We start from the raw sequence: 16,009 nt of genomic DNA, 5'->3' as shown, positions 1-16,009 counted from the left end.
GTTGTGCCGACCGCTCGTCCCGATGGCGGCGACGGCACCCCCAATAGGGTGAGCGCCATGGTGTTCCCCACCGCTGCCCGGAGGTGCCGTGCCGCCCGCAGGTGAGCTGATCGTCGGTCTCGTCATCGCCGTCGGCCTGGTCGGCGCGGTCATTCAGCTCTACCCGGGCAGCCTCGTCGTGCTCGCGGCGGTGGTCACCTGGGGCGTGTGGACCGGCGGGGGCGCCGGCTGGGCGGTCGCCGTGGTCGCGGCGCTGGCCGTCCTCGGCGCCGGGGTCGCCAAGTACGTCTACGCCGGCCGGTACCTCAAGGCCGGGGGTGTGCCGGGCCGGACCATGCTCGTCGGGGCGCTGCTCGGCGTCGTCGGCTTCTTCGTCATCCCGGTCGTGGGCCTGCCCATCGGTTTCGTCCTGGGCGTCTACCTCGCCGAGACGCAGCGGCGCCGCAACCACGCTGAGGCCTGGCGCGCGACCGTCCTGGCGATGAAGGCCACCGGCCTGACGATCCTCATCGAGCTCGCCGGCGCGCTCGTCGCCACCGGCGCGTGGGTGGTCGGGCTGCTGGTGACCTGACGGCGTGGGTGGTCGGCTGCCGGTGTCCCGACGCTGTGGGCGGGCGGCCGTGGTGTCGGTGCGGACGCCTAGCATGGGTAGGTCATGATCTCTTTGTTCGACAACCTGCCGCTGCCCGGCCTCGCGCGGGCCGAGCACCCGCCGCTGCCGGTCGCCGTCGCGCCGGCGGGGGACGCCGCGGCCCCGGCCACGGCCCCGCCCGCCGGTCCCGACGCCCCTGCCGAGGACCCGGTGGCCCGGGCGCGGCGCCGCGCCGCCGGCCACGCCGACGGTCACGACGGCGGGCCCGCCGGAGCCGGGCCGGGCGGCGGCCGACCCGACCCCGAGGCGCTGCTGGCGGGCCTGAACCCGCAGCAGCGGGCCGCCGTCGTCCACACCGGCGGGCCGCTGCTCATCGTGGCCGGCGCCGGCTCGGGCAAGACCCGGGTGCTGACTCACCGGATCGCCTACCTGCTGGCGACCGGCCGCGCCCGGCCCGGGGAGATCCTGGCCATCACCTTCACCAACAAGGCCGCCGCCGAGATGCGCGAGCGCGTCGAGGCCCTGGTCGGCCCGGCCGCCCGCCGGATGTGGGTCTCGACCTTCCACTCCGCCTGCGTGCGGATCCTGCGCCGCGAGCACGCCACCCTGGGCCTGCGGTCCAGCTTCTCCATCTACGACGCCGCCGACTCCCAGCGGCTGATGACGCTGGTGTGCCGCCAGCTCGACCTGGACCCCAAGCAATTTCCGCCCCGGGCGTTCTCCCGGAAGGTCTCGGACCTGAAGAACGAGCTGATCGACCCGGAGGACTACGCCCGCTCCGTCGGCAACAACCGGTTCGACCGAGCCCTGGCCGAGGCCTACGCGCTGTACAACCAGCGGCTGCGGCAGGCCCACGCCCTGGACTTCGACGACCTCATCATGGTCACCGTCAACCTGCTCCAGGCCTTCCCCGCCGTCGCCGAGCACTACCGGCGCCGCTTCCGCCACGTCCTGGTCGACGAGTACCAGGACACCAACCACGCCCAGTACGTCCTGGTCCGCGAGCTGGCCGGGGTGGACCGGGCGGACGACGGCGCGGCCCGAGGAGGTCAGGACGGCCCCGCCCGGCCGGGGACGGGCCAGCACGACGGCGCGGCCGACGGCGCCGCCGTGCCGCCCGCCGAGCTCACCGTCGTCGGGGACGCGGACCAGTCCATCTACGCCTTCCGCGGCGCCACCATCCGCAACATCCTGGAGTTCGAGGAGGACTACCCGAGCGCCTCGACCATCCTGCTCGAGCAGAACTACCGCTCCACCCAGAACATCCTCAACGCCGCCAACGCTGTCATCTCCCAGGACCGGGACCGGCGGGCCAAGAACCTGTGGACCGACGCCGGCGACGGCCCGCTCATCGTCGGGTACGTGGCCGACTCCGAGCACGAGGAGGCCCGGTTCATCGCCGAGGAGATCGACCGGCTGGAGGACGAGCGCGGCACACGGCCGGGCGACGTCGCCGTCTTCTACCGGACCAACGCCCAGTCCCGGGCGCTGGAGGAGGTGCTGGTCCGCGCCGGGATCCCGTACAAGGTGGTCGGCGGCACCCGGTTCTACGAGCGCCGGGAGATCAAGGACGCCCTGGCCTACCTGCGGGCCGTGGTCAACCCCGACGACGCCGTCAACCTCCGCCGCATCCTCAACGTCCCCAAGCGGGGCCTGGGGGAGCGGACCGAGGAGGCGCTTGCCACGTACGCCGAGCGGCACCGGGTCTCCTTCGGGCAGGCGGTCGCGGACGCGGCGGCGGAGCCGGCCGACGGCGCCGTCCCGGCGGTCGGCGGGCTCACCACCCGTGCCCGGCACCAGGTGCGGGCCTTCCACGAGCTGCTCACCGGCCTGCGCGAGATGCTCGCGGCCGGCGCGACCCCCGCCGAGCTGCTCGACGCCGCCCTGGACCGCTCGGGCTACCTGGCCGAGCTGCGGGCCAGCGAGGACCCGCAGGACGCCGGCCGGGTGGAGAACCTGGCCGAGCTGCACGCCGTCGCCGTGGAGTTCGCCGAGCGTGAGCCGGAGGGTGACCTGGCGGACTTCCTCGAGCGCGTCTCGCTGGTGGCCGACGCCGACCAGATCCCCGACAACGACGCCGCCGACCAGGGCCAGGTCACCCTGATGACGGTGCACACCGCCAAGGGGCTGGAGTTCCCGGTCGTCTTCGTCACCGGGCTGGAGGACGGCACCTTCCCGCACCAGCGCTCGCTCACCGAGCAGGACGAGCTCGCCGAGGAGCGCCGGCTCGCCTACGTCGCCTTGACCCGGGCGCGGGAGCGGCTTTACCTGTCCCGGGCGGCGGTCCGCACCGCCTGGGGCATGCCGCACGAGCTGCCGGCCTCCCGGTTCCTCGGGGACATCCCGGCGGGCCTGGTGGACTGGCGCCGGGCGGAGTCCTCGATGGACGCCCTGCGCCGGCCCGACGGCGCCCGGCCTGGGCGCGGCGGGAACGGGTTCGGCGGCGGCTGGCGGGGCGGGGACGGGACGGCCCGGCGCACCGACCGGCCCGGCGGGCCGCGCGGCCGCGCCGACGGGCCGGCCGCGCCCAGCACCGGCGCCCGGTTCGGCTCGGCCACCCCGCGCCCGGCGGGCGAGATCCCCAGCCTGGAGATCGGGGACAAGGTCACCCACGACAGCTACGGCGTCGGGACCGTCATCGGGCTGGAGGGGGCGGAGTCCTCCGCGGTCGCCAAGGTCGACTTCGGCGGCGGGCAGACCAAGCGGCTGCTGCTGCGCTACTCGCCGGTGACCAAGCTGTAGGGGCTGCACGCCAGGTCGTCGCCACCGCCTGTGCCCACTCGCCGCGACCGTGCGCCCGGCCGCCTCAGTCCCGGAGCACCGGCACCCGGGACCCGGCCGGGCGGGCGTGCGGCTGGGAGACGGCGGCGACCACCGGCCGCAGCCCCAGCCACCACTGCTCCCGGGGCCGGCGCGCCTCGAGGTCGACCTGCTCGAGCAGGTGCCCGAGCGGCGCGGGCACGATCTCGCTGCCGACCAGCCCGAGGTAGCGGGCCGCCGTCGTCCCGGCCCGGAGCTGGTCCACCACGTCGCGGACCGCGTGGGCGGCCAGCCGGGCGGCGAGGACCCGGTCGAACGGGGTCGGGTTGCCGCCCTGCTGGACGTGGCCGAGCACCGCCTGGCGCACGTCGAACAGGCCCTTGCCCTCCTCCTGGAAGGTCCGGGCGAGGACGTCGGTGGTGTACATCTCGTTCGCCTCCTCGTTGCGGACCACGAGGAAGAGCTGGCGCCCGCCGCGGAAGGAGTCGATCATCTGCCGGGTGTCCTCGGCCAGCCCGGCCAGGGTGATGCCCTCCTCGTTGAGGTAGACCCGCTCGGCGCCGACCGCCAGGCCGGACATCAGCGCCAGGTACCCGCACCGCCGGCCCATCGTCTCGGCCACGAAGCAGCGCTTGCTGGCGCTGGCCGACTGCTTGATCCGGTCCAGGGCCTGCACCGCGTTGTTGAGCGCGGTGTCGGCCCCGACCGACAGCTCCGACCCGGGCAGGTTGTTGTCGATGCTGGCCGGGACGCAGACGATCGGCAGCGCGAGGGCCGGGTAGCGGTCCCGCTCGCGCTGCAGTCGGTAGGCGGCGAGGTAGGCGTTGAACCCGCCGATGACGATCAGCGCGTCGATCCGGTGCTCCTCGATGCCGCGGCTGAGGGCGTAGAGCTGCTCCACCGGCGGCACGGCCCGCCGGGTGCCCAGCGCGGCCCCGCCCTCGCCCGCCCAACCCTCCACGTCCGCCCAGCCCAGCTCGGTGACGGCGCCGTCCAGCAGGCCCTGGAAGCCGCCGTGGACGCCGAGCATGGTCAGCCCCTGGCGCAGGCCGAGCCGGACCGCGGCGGCCGCGGCGGTGTTCATGCCGGGGGCCAGGCCGCCGGCGTGCACGACGGCGACCCGGCCGGTCGCGCCGCCCGTCCCGCCGTCCGGCCCGGGCGCCGCCGTCCCGCCGTCGGGCCGGTCCGGCCCTGTCCCACCATCCCGCACAGCCGGCGCCGGCGGCCCGGAGAGCGCCGCGAAGATCCGGGCCATCTCGGTGAAGCTGCGCCCGCGGGCGGCCGTCGCGCCGGCGTAGTCGCCGCTGTCGACCATGGCGGCCACCGCCCGGGTCTGGGCGACGGCGCGGGCGAGCGGCAGCAGCGCCACCCGGTTGTGGTGCACCCCGACGACGGTCGGCTCGGTCCCGGGCGTGGCGGCGAGGATCTCGGCGACGGCGGCATGGCCGAGCAGGGTGCTCATCCATCGGTCGTAGGCGCTGGGCGTCCCGCCGCGCTGGACGTGGCCGAGGATGGTCTCCCGGGTGTCCTCCCCGAGCCGTTCGCGCAGGACGCCGCGGACCTGGGCGGCGGTGATCGGGTTGCCGGCCCGGTCCTGGGCGCCCTCGGCGACGACGACGATGCTCGCCCGCCGGCCGGCGGCCCGGGTGGCGGCGAGCTTGGCGCACATCTGCTCCTCCCACCCCGGGCCGGGCGGGTCCTCCGGGATGAGGACGTAGTCGCAGCCCCCGGCGGCCGCCGCCATGAGGGCCAGGTACCCGCAGTGCCGGCCCATGACCTCGACCACGAAGCTGCGCTGGTGGCTGGCGGCGGTGGAGGCGACGGCGTCGATCGCCTCGACGATCCGGTGCAGGGCGGAGTCGGCGCCGATGGTCATGTCCGTCCCGACCAGGTCGTTGTCGATCGACCCGACCAGCCCGACCACCATGAGGGCCGGGTGCGCGGCGGCGGTGGCGGCGTCGATCTCGCCGGCGTCGCGGAGCTCGGCCACCAGGCCGGGCCACTCGGTGCGGAACGTGTCCGCCGCGGTGAGGCTCCCGTCCCCGCCGATCACCACCAGGCGGTCGATGCCGTGGGTGAGGAGGTGGCGGGCGGCGTCGAGGCGGCCGGGCCGGCCGCGGAAGTCGGCCGAGCGGGCGGTGCCGATGGCCGTGCCGCCGCGGCCGATGATGCCGCTGACGTCGTCCCAGCCGATCGGGTGGATGGCCGCGCCGCCGGCCACGGCGCCCCGCCAGCCGTCGTGGATCGCGAAGACCTCCGCGCCCAGGTGCACCCCGGTCCGGACGACGGCGCGGACGGCCGCGTTCATGCCCTGCGCGTCTCCGCCGCTGGTGAGGACCCCGATCCGGGGGCGGCCCGGGGCGTGGGTCGGGCCCGCCGGCTGCTGGCCCTCGGCCTGGCCGGTCATGGCTCTGCTCTCCACGGGCGCACTCGTCCATCATGCCCGGCGGCCCAGGCGGTGCGGGGTCCACAGGTCCCGGCCGGGACCGGCAGGGGAACGACGCCAGGACCGGCAGGGGGCACGGCACCGGGACCGGCACGCCGACGGCGCCGGGACCGGCAGGGGGAACGACGCCGGGACCGGCTCCAGGGCCGGCACCAGGGACGGCGCCGGGGCCGGCACTCCGACGTCGCCACCGCGCGCCTCCGCCGTAATGTCCCCGCCCGCCCCTAGCCTCGCCCCGAGGGTCCCCGTGGGGCAGGAGGCAGGGATGGCGACGCAGGTAGAGGTGCGGCCCAGCGCCGCCCGGCCACGCCCGGCGGACCGGAGCACCGCGGCCCGCGCCACCCCCGCCGCGCGGCCCCGGCTGGGCCGGGGCGGCCGGGTGGAGGGGCTCGACGGCGTCCGGGCGCTCGCGGTCCTCGCCGTCCTCGTCTACCACCTGCGCCCGCAGTCCCTGCCCGGCGGGTTCCTGGGGGTCGACGTCTTCTTCGTCGTCTCCGGCTTCCTCATCACCACCCTGCTGCTGCGTGAGCTGACAGGGCGGGGCCGGCTGGACCTGCCCCGGTTCTGGCTGCGCCGGGCCCGCCGCCTGCTGCCCGCCCTGGTCGGCGTCGTCCTGGTGACGGTCCCGCTCGCCTGGGCGGTCAGCTCGGACCTGCTGGTCAGCATCGGCCGACAGACCCTCGGCGCCCTGACCTTCTCCAGCAACTGGCTGGAGATCGCCGCCGGCAGCAGCTACTTCACCGCCACCGCCCCCCAGCTGTTCGTCAACTTCTGGTCCCTGGCCGTGGAGGAGCAGTTCTACCTCCTCTGGCCGCTGCTGCTCGTGGCGGTGGTCGCGGCGGGCACCACCCCGCACCGCCGCGTCCAGCTGGCGCTGGCCGCCGCCGGCGTCTCGGCGCTGCTCATGGCGGTGCGCTACACCCCCGGCGAGGACGCCACCCGGGTCTACTACGGCACCGACACCCACCTGTTCGGGCTGATGATCGGTGTCGCGCTCGCGTTCGCCTGGGCCGCGCCCGGCGGGAGCGTGCTGGGCGGCGCCGGGTGGCAGCGGTGGCGCCACCTGGCCGGGCCCGCGGCGGTCGCCGGCCTGCTGGGCCTCATGCTCACCCTGGAGGAGTCCTCGGCCGCCACCTTCCGCGGCGGGATCCTGACCGCCAGCCTCCTCAGCGCCGTCGTGGTGGCCGCGCTGCTCGGGCCGACCGGCCCGTTCCAGCGCCTCCTGCGCCTGCCGGCGGTGGAGTGGGTGGGGCAGCGGTCCTACGGCATCTACCTGTGGCACTGGCCGGTCATCGTCATCCTCACCGAGGCGATCCCGACGGCCCACGACTCGCCCGGCCACTGGGCGGTCCGCGCCCTGGCGCTGGCCCTGACCCTGCTCGTCGCGGCCGCGTCGTTCCGGTGGCTGGAGCAGCCGGTCCGCCGGGACGGGTTCGCCGCCTGCCTCGCCCGCGCCCGGGCGGCGCTGGCCGACCGGGTCCCGGCCCGCCGGCTGCTCGCCCGCGGCGCCGCGGCGACGGCGGCCCTGCTCGTGCTCGCGACGGCGGCCGCGATCAGCGTGGCGCCGGAGCGCTCGCAGACCCAGGTGCAGATCGAGGAGGCCCAGGCGGCGCTGGACGCCGCCCAGAGCGCGGCGGCCAAGCCGGCCACCGGCGACTTCTCCATGCCGACCGGGGAGGACATCACCGGGTTCGGCGACTCCATCGTCGTGACCAGCAAGGATGGGCTGGAGCAGCGCTTCCCCGGCATCATGCTCGACGCCCGGTCCATCCGGCAGTGGCCCGACGGCGAGGCCGCCGTCGAGGCCAGGCTCGCCGAGGGCAGCGTCCGGCGCGCCGTGTTCCTGGACTTCGGCACCAACGCCGGGGTGAACGACGAGGCACTGGTCCGCCGGGTCCTGGACGCCCTCGGCGAGGACCGGATGATCGTCGTCGTCAACCTCTACGGCGGCAGCGAGTGGGTGCCGGCGGCCAACGAGACGCTGGAGCGGATCGTCGCCGACTACCCGAACGCGATCATCGCCGACTGGCACGGCGCCATCTCCGCCCAGCCGGGGCTGCTCCAGGCCGACGGCATCCACCCCGGCATCGAGGGTGCGCACCTGTACGCGGACGTGGTGGCCGACGCGTTCGCCGCCCTGTCCGAGCGGGTGACCGGCGAGCCGGTGGCCGACGACGACACCGGCCCGGACGCGTCACCGTCTCCCGGCACGGCGGCCGAGGACGGCTTCACACCGGGGGCGGGCACCGGCGCGGAGGACGCCGCGGCCACCGGTGACGACCCGGCCACCGGCGACGCCCCGGCCACCGGCGGCAGCGCCGCAGCCGACGACGCCGCGGCCGACGGTGGTCCGTCGGCCGACGGCAGTGCGCCGACCGACGGCAGCGACCCGGCCACCGACACTGCCGGCCTCGGCGACCCGGGCGACGCCACGACCAGCGGCGCCGCGGCCACCGGGGGAGCGGGCTGACCCGGCGGACCGGGGGCCCCGCGCGGCCGGCTTCCACGGCCCGCGCTACCCTTGCCGGACGTCTCGATGTCGAGGCATCCGGTGAGCGCAACGGAAGGACCAGTCGGTGGACCTGTTCGAGTACCAGGCTCGAGACCTGTTCGAGAAGCACGGGATACCCGTGCTGCGGGGGATCGTGGCCACCACGCCGGCCGAGGCGCGGGCGGCGGCCGAGGAGCTCGGCGGCGGCACCGTCGTCGTCAAGGCCCAGGTCAAGACCGGCGGGCGGGGCAAGGCCGGCGGCGTCAAGCTGGCCCACGACCCCGCCGAGGCCGAGGCCCACGCCGCGCAGATCCTCGGCATGGACATCAAGGGCCACACGGTGCACCGGGTGATGGTCGCCGAGGGCGCCAAGATCGCCGAGGAGTACTACTTCTCCCTGCTGCTGGACCGCTCCGAGCGCCGCTACCTGGCCATGTGCTCGGTCGAGGGCGGGATGGACATCGAGACCCTCGCCGTCGAGCGGCCCGAGGCCCTGGCCCGCGTGCCGGTGGACCCCCGCACCGGCATCGACGAGGCCAAGGCCGCCGAGATCGTCGCCGCCGCCGGGTTCGCCCCCGACGTCGCCGACAAGGTCGCCGCCGTGCTGACCCAGCTGTGGACCGTCTACCGGGCCGAGGACGCCACCCTGGTCGAGGTCAACCCCCTGGTGCGCACCGAGGACGGCACCGTCCTCGCGCTCGACGCCAAGGTGAGCCTGGACGCCAACGCCGACTTCCGCCACCCCGACCACGCGGCGCTGGAGGACAAGTCCGCCGCCGACCCGCTCGAGGCCAAGGCGAAGGCGCTCGACCTGAACTACGTCAAGCTCGACGGCGAGGTCGGCGTCATCGGCAACGGCGCCGGCCTGGTGATGTCCACCCTCGACGTCGTCGCCTACGCGGGGGAGGAGCACGGGGTCAGGCCGGCGAACTTCCTCGACATCGGGGGCGGGGCCGACGCCGACATCATGGCCAACGGCCTGGACGTCATCCTCGGCGACCAGCAGGTGAGGTCGGTGTTCGTCAACGTCTTCGGTGGCATCACCGCCTGCGACGAGGTGGCCAACGGCATCGTCCAGGCGCTGCGGCTCCTCGGCGACGCGGCGACGAAGCCGCTCGTCGTGCGCCTGGACGGGAACAACGTCGAGGAGGGCCGGAAGATCCTCGCCGCCGCCGCCCACCCCCTCGTGACCGAGGTGGCGACGATGGACGAGGCCGCCGCCAAGGCCGCCGAGCTCGCGGCCGCGAAGTAAGGAACAACGCAGACATGTCGATCTTTCTCAATTCCTCCTCCCGGGTCATCGTCCAGGGCATGACCGGCGCCCAGGGCCGGCTGCACACCACCCGCATGCTCGGCGCCGGCACCCAGGTGGTCGGCGGCGTCAACCCGCGCAAGGCCGGCACCTCCGTCGACTTCGACGTCGCCCCGGTCGGCCCCGGCGCCGAGGACCGCCCGGCCGGCACCGTCGCGGTGCCCGTCTACGGCTCGGTCGCCGAGGCCCGGGACGCCACCGGCGCGGACGTCTCGGTCATCTTCGTCCCGCCCGCCCACGCCAAGGGCGCGGTGATCGAGGCCGTCGACGCCGGCATCCCGCTCGTCGTCATCATCACCGAGGGCATCCCGGTCGCCGACACCGCCGAGTTCTTCGCCCACGCCCAGGACAACGGGGTGCGCCTGATCGGCCCCAACTGCCCCGGCATCATCTCGCCCGGGCAGTCCAACGTCGGCATCACCCCGGCCAACATCACCGGCCCCGGCCGGCTCGGCCTGGTGTCGAAGTCGGGGACGCTGACGTACCAGATGATGTACGAGCTCTCCGACATTGGGTTCACCACCTGCATCGGCATCGGCGGGGACCCGATCATCGGCACCACCCACATCGACGCCCTCCGCGCCTTCCAGGACGACCCGGACACCGACCTCATCGTCATGATCGGCGAGATCGGCGGGGACGCCGAGGAGCGCGCCGCCGCGTTCATCAAGGAGCACGTCACCAAGCCCGTCGTCGGCTACGTGGCCGGCTTCACCGCCCCCGAGGGCAAGACGATGGGCCACGCCGGCGCCATCGTCTCGGGGTCCTCCGGCACCGCCGAGGCTAAGAAGGTCGCCCTGGAGGCGGCCGGCGTCCGGGTGGGCAAGACCCCGTCGGAGACCGCCCGGCTCGCCCGGGAGCTGCTGCTCGGCGCCTGACCCGGCCGACGGCGGCCGGTCGTCTCGTGCGTGCACGACGGCGGCCCGGCGGGGTACCACCGGTTGCCGTCGGCAGGCCCGGCGGCGACACGCCGCCCCCGGCACCGCCGGATCGGTGCCCGCAGGCCGGACGATGGGGGCGATGAGCACCGCGCCCCGCGTCCTCGACGCCCCCGCCCGGCAGCCCGCCCGCGTCCTGCCGGAGGGCTGGCTCCGGGGGCTCGTCGCCGGCGTCGAGGCCGCCGTCCTGGGCTGGCTCACGGTCGTGGTGCCGGCGGTGGCCACCTACATCGCCACCGCCGCCGCCCCTGTGCTCGGCGAGGCCTCCTGGCCGGCCGCCGCCCGGACCGGCACCTCGCTGTGGCTCCTCGGGCTCGGCGGGCCGATGACCGTGCCCGGGGGCGTGGCCGTCTCGCTCGTGCCGCTTGGCCTCTCCGCGCTGACCGTGCTGCTCGTCGCGACGACGACCGGCCGGATGCGGCTCGGGAGCCACGCGGCGGGCGCCTTCGTCGTCGTCGGCTTCCTCCTCGTGACGCTGGCCGCCGGCCTCCTGGCGGCGGTCCCGACCGGCCGGGCCGGCAGCCTCCTCGGCGCCGCCGTGCTCGCCGCTCTCGGCGCCGCCCTCGCGCTGCGCCGCGCCGACCCGCCCGGCTGGTGGCACGCCGCCCCCCGCCGGCTGCCCGGCGCCGTGCCGGCCGGCCTCGCCGCCGCGGCCCGGGCCGGCGCGGGCCTGGCGCTCCTCGCCGCCCTGGCCACCGTCACCGCCGTCGTCCTCGGCTGGGACCGCGTCACGCTCATCCACCAGACGTACGCGACCGACCCGGTGAGCACCGTGGTGATGGTGCTCGCCCAGCTCCTCTTCCTCCCCACGGTGGCGGTGTGGGCGCTGGCGTGGGTTGCCGGGCCGGGCTTCGCCGTCGGGGCCGGCACCCACATCGGCGCCGCGTCGGTGGTGACCGCTCCGCTGCCCGCCGTGCCGCTGCTCGGGGCCCTGCCCAGTCCCGGCGCGCCCGGGCTGGGCTGGGTCGTCGCGCTGCCCATGGTCCTCGGGGCCGTGATAGGGGTGTGGCTGCACCGGCGACGCCGGTCCAGCACTGTGGCTGGCGCGGCTCTGTCGGCTGTCGTGCTGGGCGTCGCCGTTGGTGTCGGTGCGGGGCTGCTCGGGGCGGCGGCGTCGGGCGCGATCGGACCCGGACGGATGGCCGAGATCGGACCGGACCCGCTGGTGCTCGGGGCGGTGCTGGCCGGCGAGGTCGGCGGTGCCGCGCTGCTGGTGGTGCTGGTCGCCCACCCCCGCACCCGCGAGCTGGTGCGGGCCGGGTGGGCCGCCGGCCGCGGCCGGGTCGGCGGGTGGATGCGCGGGCGCCGCACTTCGGACGACGCCGCCGGCACGGCGGTGGACGGGGCGGCCGCGCGCGCCGAGGCAGCGACGGCGCCGGACCGCGACGGGCGGGGGATCGACATGCTGGGCACCGACCGGCGGGGCTCAGACGCGCCCGAGGCCGACCGACGGGAGACCGACCGAGCCGAGACCGGGCATCGGGAGGCCGACCGGCCGCAGACCCGTCGCCCTGCACCGGCCTGGCTGGCGACGACGGTTGCGGCGGCGACGACGAGAGCGCCCTGGAGGTCGACCACGGCCGCCGCCACGACGGCGATGCCCACGGAACCGACACCAGAGACCTCGTCGCCGAGACCGGCGGCACCGGGAGCGTCGACATCGGAGAGCCGGCCATCGGAATCGTCAGCATCAGAGACCAAGGCATCGGGAGCTTCGACACCGGCGGCTCCAACCGCGACGGCTGCAGCCCTCGAGACCAGCGCGGGAGCCAGCCCGACGCCGACGCGCGCAGGGGAACCTGCGCCGTGGCGCGGCATTTCCCTGTCGGCCTGGGCGCCGCAGGCCGACGGCGGCCGGGTCGATAGCCCGGCGCCGGCGGAACACTAGCACCGGTCGAGTTCACCTCACGGCGTCGGATGTCGGGCCGAGCGCGGCAAATCAGTTCGGACGTTCGGGGCTCTTGACATGCAGCATGTGCGTCAACGGAACTACCGTGAGGACGTACAACAACTGACCGGTCCTCAGGAGTTCAACTGCGACCAGGAGGTGCGAGGATGACGACGGCAGCCTTGAGCATCATCTTAGGGTTCCTCGCCGCTGCGGCAATAATCGGAATTATAGTATTCATTCTTGTGAGATGCTTTCGCTCGAGGAACTCATCGTCAAGACGGTAGCCCTGCGGCCTACCCGACGGCGGACCGATGAGACGTGCACTAGCTGCCCCGGCGGAGCGTCTGCTGCGTCTGCCGCAGCCGCTCGTCGAGGTCCCGCTCCAGCTCGGCGGCGCACCGCTGCCGGGCCTGCTCGGTGATCGCCTGGCCCACGCAGCGCTGGTACGCCTCGTACTCGCGCCACAGCACGGCCTGGGACACCGAGGTCAGCGCCGCCAGCGCCGCCATGACCATTCCGACGACGACCACGGGCACCAGCGCCCCGCGGATCTTCGCCGCCCGCAACCGTCGGATCGCCAGCACGCCCAGCACCAGCGCGGCAAGGAAGCCGACCCCGGGCAGCAGCAGCCACGGCCACGGCAGGGCCAGCAGGGAGAGCATCAGCGCGGCCAGCAGCGTCAGCCCGAACGACCGCACCAGCCGGACCGCCGCCGCGGCACGCCGGTCGGTGCCGGCGCTCGACGGGGGAGGGGTCGCGGACGCGGGCATGGGCACCATCATGGCCGACCGGCCAGCTACCCTCCGGCACGTGAGCGCGTCCGCCGACCCGGGTGACCCGGGCGTCCCTGCCGGCCCCGCCAGCGCAGCCGACCTCGCCGGCCCGGTCCGCGGCACCGGCCCGGCCCGGCTCGTCGTGCTGGTCTCCGGCGGGGGGTCCAACCTCGCCGCCCTGCTCGAGGCCGCCGCCGACCCGGCCTACGGGGCCCAGGTCGTCGCCGTCGGCGCCGACCGGCCCGGGGCCGGCGGTCTCGCGCTCGCCGAGCAGGCCGGCATCCCCACGTTCGTCGAGCGGGTGGCCGACCACGCCACCCGCGCCGACTGGGACGCCGCGCTCACCGCCCAGGTCAGCGCCCACGGCCCGGACCTCGTGGTCTCGGCAGGCTTCCTCAAGCTGTGCGGGCCGGCGTTCCTGGCCGCGTTCGAGGGACGGTACGTCAACACGCACAACAGCCTGCTGCCCGCCTTCCCCGGCATCCACGGCCCGCGCGACGCCCTGGCCTACGGGGTGAAGATCACCGGCGCCACCCTCTTCTTCGTCGACGCCGGCACGGACACCGGCGCCATCGTCGCCCAGGTGGCCGTGCCCGTGCACGAGGGGGACGACGTCGACACCCTCACCGAGCGCATCAAGGTCGCCGAGCGGGCCCAGCTCGTCGACCAGGTCGGCCGGCTGGCCCGGGAGGGCTGGCGCATCGAGGGACGGCGCGTGGTGCTGGGTCGCTGACGGCGCCGGCTCCGTGGCCGGGGCACGCGCGCCAGGCCCGGCCGCCGGCCAGCGGGTCGCTGGGCCGCCGTCGTCCCCGAGGCCGGTGGGGCCGCTGTCGTCCCCCGAGCCCGGTGGGATCGCGCCCGTCCCCGCGGCCGGTGGAGCCGCCGTCGCCGTTGTCAGTACACTGCCTGTGGCCGTGACTGGCGAGACCGGGTGGAGTCCACCACCGGGGAGCGGCCGGCAATCCCTCGTCCCCGCACCGCGCGCCTGGGTGCCGGGCCGGTGCCTCGTGCACCCGCCGCCCGCCCGTCGAAGGAGTGCCGCCATGAGCCAGTCGCCCACCCCCGCCCCCGCCGAGGACCGCATCCCGCTGCGCCGGGCCCTCGTCTCGGTCTACGACAAGACGGGGCTGGCCGAGCTCGTGACCGCCCTGCACGACGCCGGCGTGCAGATCGTCTCCACCGGCTCCACCGCCGCCCGGGTCGCCGAGGCGGGCGTGCCGGTCACCCCTGTGGAGGAGGTCACCGGGTTCCCCGAGTGCCTCGACGGCCGGGTCAAGACCCTCCACCCCGCCGTCCACGCCGGGATCCTCGCCGACCGCCGCAAGCCCGCCCACCGGGCCGAGCTCGCCGAGCTCGGCGTGGTCCCCTTCGACCTCGTGGTGGTCAACCTCTACCCGTTCACGCAGACCGTCGCCTCGGGCGCGGACGCCGAGGAGTGCGTGGAGCAGATCGACATCGGCGGGCCGACCATGGTCCGCGCCGCCGCCAAGAACCACCCCTCCGTCGCCGTCGTCGTCGACCCCGCCCGGTACACCGACGTCGCCCGCGCGGCCGCCGGCGGCGGCTTCACCCTCGCCGAGCGCCGGGCGCTGGCCGCCCAGGCGTTCCGGCACACCGCCAGCTACGACGTCGCCGTCGCCTCCTGGATGGGCAACGTCCTGGCGCCCGACGACGAGGTGGCGGGCGGCGCGACCGGGTTCCCCGGCTGGGCCGGGGCGACGTGGGAGCGCCAGGCGGTGCTGCGCTACGGGGAGAACCCGCACCAGCGCGCCGCGCTGTACACCGCCGGGCACGGCGAGCCCGGCCTCGCCCAGGCCGAGCAGCTGCACGGCAAGGCCATGAGCTACAACAACTACGTCGACGCCGACGCCGCCTGGCGCGCCGCCCACGACCACCAGGGGCCGGCGGTCGCCGTCGTCAAGCACAACAACCCCTGCGGGATCGCCACCGGCGCGGACGTCGCCGAGGCCCACCGCAAGGCCCACGCCTGCGACCCGGTCTCCGCCTACGGCGGGGTCGTCGCCGCGAACCGCCCGGTCACCGCGGCCATGGCCGAGCAGCTCGCCCCGGTGTTCACCGAGGTCGTCCTCGCCCCCGACTTCGAGCCGGCCGCCGTCGAGATCCTCGCCCGGAAGAAGAACGTCCGGCTGCTGCGCGTCGCCGGGGCGGCCCGCGGCGCCGTCGAGACCCGACCGATCGCCGGCGGGCTGCTGATGCAAGCCACCGACCGCATCGACGCCCCCGGCGACGACCCCGCCGGCTGGACGCTCGCCGCCGGGCCGGCCGCCGACGAGGCGACCCTGGCCGACCTGGCCTTCGCGTGGCGGGCGGTGCGCGCGGTGAAGTCCAACGCGATCCTGCTGGCCCGGGACGGCGCGAGCGTCGGCGTCGGGATGGGCCAGGTCAACCGGGTCGACTCCTGCCGCCTCGCGGTCGAGCGCGCCAACACGCTCGGGGCGCCAGCCGGCGACGACGGCGCGGGCGGTGCGGGCGCGGGCGGCGCCGGGGACGGCGACGGCGCGGACGCTCAGGACGGCGACGGCGGGACCGCGGTCCCGGAGCGGGCGCGCGGGGCGGTGGCCGCCTCGGACGCGTTCTTCCCGTTCGCCGACGGGCTGCAGGTCCTCATCGACGCCGGCGTGCGCGCGGTGGTCCAGCCCGGGGGCTCGGTCCGGGACGCGGAGGTCGTCGCCGCGGCCGAGGCAGCCGGCATCACGATGTACTTCACCGGCACCCGGCACTTCGCCCACTGACCGCGCCGGGGCCGGTGCCCGTCGTCCAGCCGGAGCGGCTGAACCGGCGGGGC

Annotated in this window: 10 protein-coding genes and 1 riboswitch; of the genes, 8 read left to right on the top strand and 2 right to left on the bottom strand. The window is 75.8% G+C overall.

Annotated elements, in window-relative coordinates; translation table 11 throughout:
- Positions 1-88: 88 nt before the first annotated feature.
- Both MF406_RS15295 and pcrA read left to right on the top strand, forming a co-directional pair.
- Positions 89-571 carry a DUF456 domain-containing protein gene (locus MF406_RS15295; protein WP_242895441.1) on the top strand — a complete coding sequence of 161 codons (483 nt, stop codon included), beginning with the start codon at positions 89-91 and terminating at the stop codon, positions 569-571.
- An 84-nt stretch (positions 572-655) separates the two neighbouring features.
- Positions 656-3,334 (top strand): DNA helicase PcrA, encoded by a 2,679-nt coding sequence (gene pcrA, locus MF406_RS15290; protein ID WP_242895439.1) that lies wholly within the window; start codon positions 656-658, stop codon positions 3,332-3,334.
- 64 nt (positions 3,335-3,398) lie between these two features.
- On the opposite strand, the gene MF406_RS15285 is transcribed toward pcrA, so the two are convergent.
- Positions 3,399-5,774 (bottom strand): 6-phosphofructokinase, encoded by a 2,376-nt coding sequence (locus MF406_RS15285; RefSeq protein ID WP_242895437.1) that lies wholly within the window; start codon positions 5,772-5,774, stop codon positions 3,399-3,401.
- A 289-nt stretch (positions 5,775-6,063) separates the two neighbouring features.
- Here MF406_RS15285 and MF406_RS15280 point away from each other — a divergent pair, with 289 nt between their 5' ends.
- The 4 genes from MF406_RS15280 to MF406_RS15265 all read left to right on the top strand — a co-directional run bounded on the left by MF406_RS15280 (position 6,064) and on the right by MF406_RS15265 (position 12,427).
- On the top strand, positions 6,064-8,268 hold the full coding sequence (locus tag MF406_RS15280; RefSeq protein ID WP_242895435.1) for an acyltransferase family protein: 2,205 nt from the start codon (positions 6,064-6,066) through the stop codon (positions 8,266-8,268).
- A 106-nt stretch (positions 8,269-8,374) separates the two neighbouring features.
- Positions 8,375-9,541: an ADP-forming succinate--CoA ligase subunit beta gene (sucC, locus tag MF406_RS15275; protein WP_242895433.1), complete on the top strand. Its 1,167-nt coding sequence runs from the start codon at positions 8,375-8,377 to the stop codon at positions 9,539-9,541.
- A 14-nt stretch (positions 9,542-9,555) separates the two neighbouring features.
- Complete coding sequence (gene sucD / locus MF406_RS15270) at positions 9,556-10,479, top strand: succinate--CoA ligase subunit alpha (RefSeq protein ID WP_242895425.1); 924 nt, start codon at positions 9,556-9,558, stop codon at positions 10,477-10,479.
- Positions 10,480-10,621: 142 nt separating this feature from the next.
- Positions 10,622-12,427, top strand: coding sequence for a DUF6350 family protein (locus tag MF406_RS15265; RefSeq protein WP_242895423.1), 1,806 nt, complete (start codon positions 10,622-10,624; stop codon positions 12,425-12,427).
- Between the two features lie 326 nt (positions 12,428-12,753).
- Here the strand turns inward: MF406_RS15265 and MF406_RS15260 are convergent, their stop codons facing one another.
- Entirely contained in the window at positions 12,754-13,200 is a 447-nt protein-coding gene (locus MF406_RS15260) for a hypothetical protein (RefSeq protein ID WP_242895421.1), read from the bottom strand.
- Positions 13,201-13,240: 40 nt separating this feature from the next.
- Between MF406_RS15260 and purN the strand changes: the two genes are divergently transcribed.
- Together purN and purH are read left to right on the top strand one after the other, a co-directional pair.
- Complete coding sequence (gene purN, locus MF406_RS15255) at positions 13,241-13,936, top strand: phosphoribosylglycinamide formyltransferase (protein WP_371744521.1); 696 nt, start codon at positions 13,241-13,243, stop codon at positions 13,934-13,936.
- A 171-nt stretch (positions 13,937-14,107) separates the two neighbouring features.
- Positions 14,108-14,201, top strand: a riboswitch (ZMP/ZTP riboswitch).
- Positions 14,202-14,246: 45 nt separating this feature from the next.
- Complete coding sequence (gene purH / locus MF406_RS15250) at positions 14,247-15,956, top strand: bifunctional phosphoribosylaminoimidazolecarboxamide formyltransferase/IMP cyclohydrolase (protein ID WP_242895420.1); 1,710 nt, start codon at positions 14,247-14,249, stop codon at positions 15,954-15,956.
- The last annotated feature ends 53 nt before the right edge of the window (positions 15,957-16,009 follow it).

Origin of the sequence: Georgenia sp. TF02-10 (assembly GCF_022759505.1) — a bacterium.
GTDB lineage: Bacteria > Actinomycetota > Actinomycetes > Actinomycetales > Actinomycetaceae > TF02-10.
The sequence above is the reverse complement of the archived record's forward strand: the minus strand, read 5'-3'. Positions and strand labels throughout refer to the sequence as shown.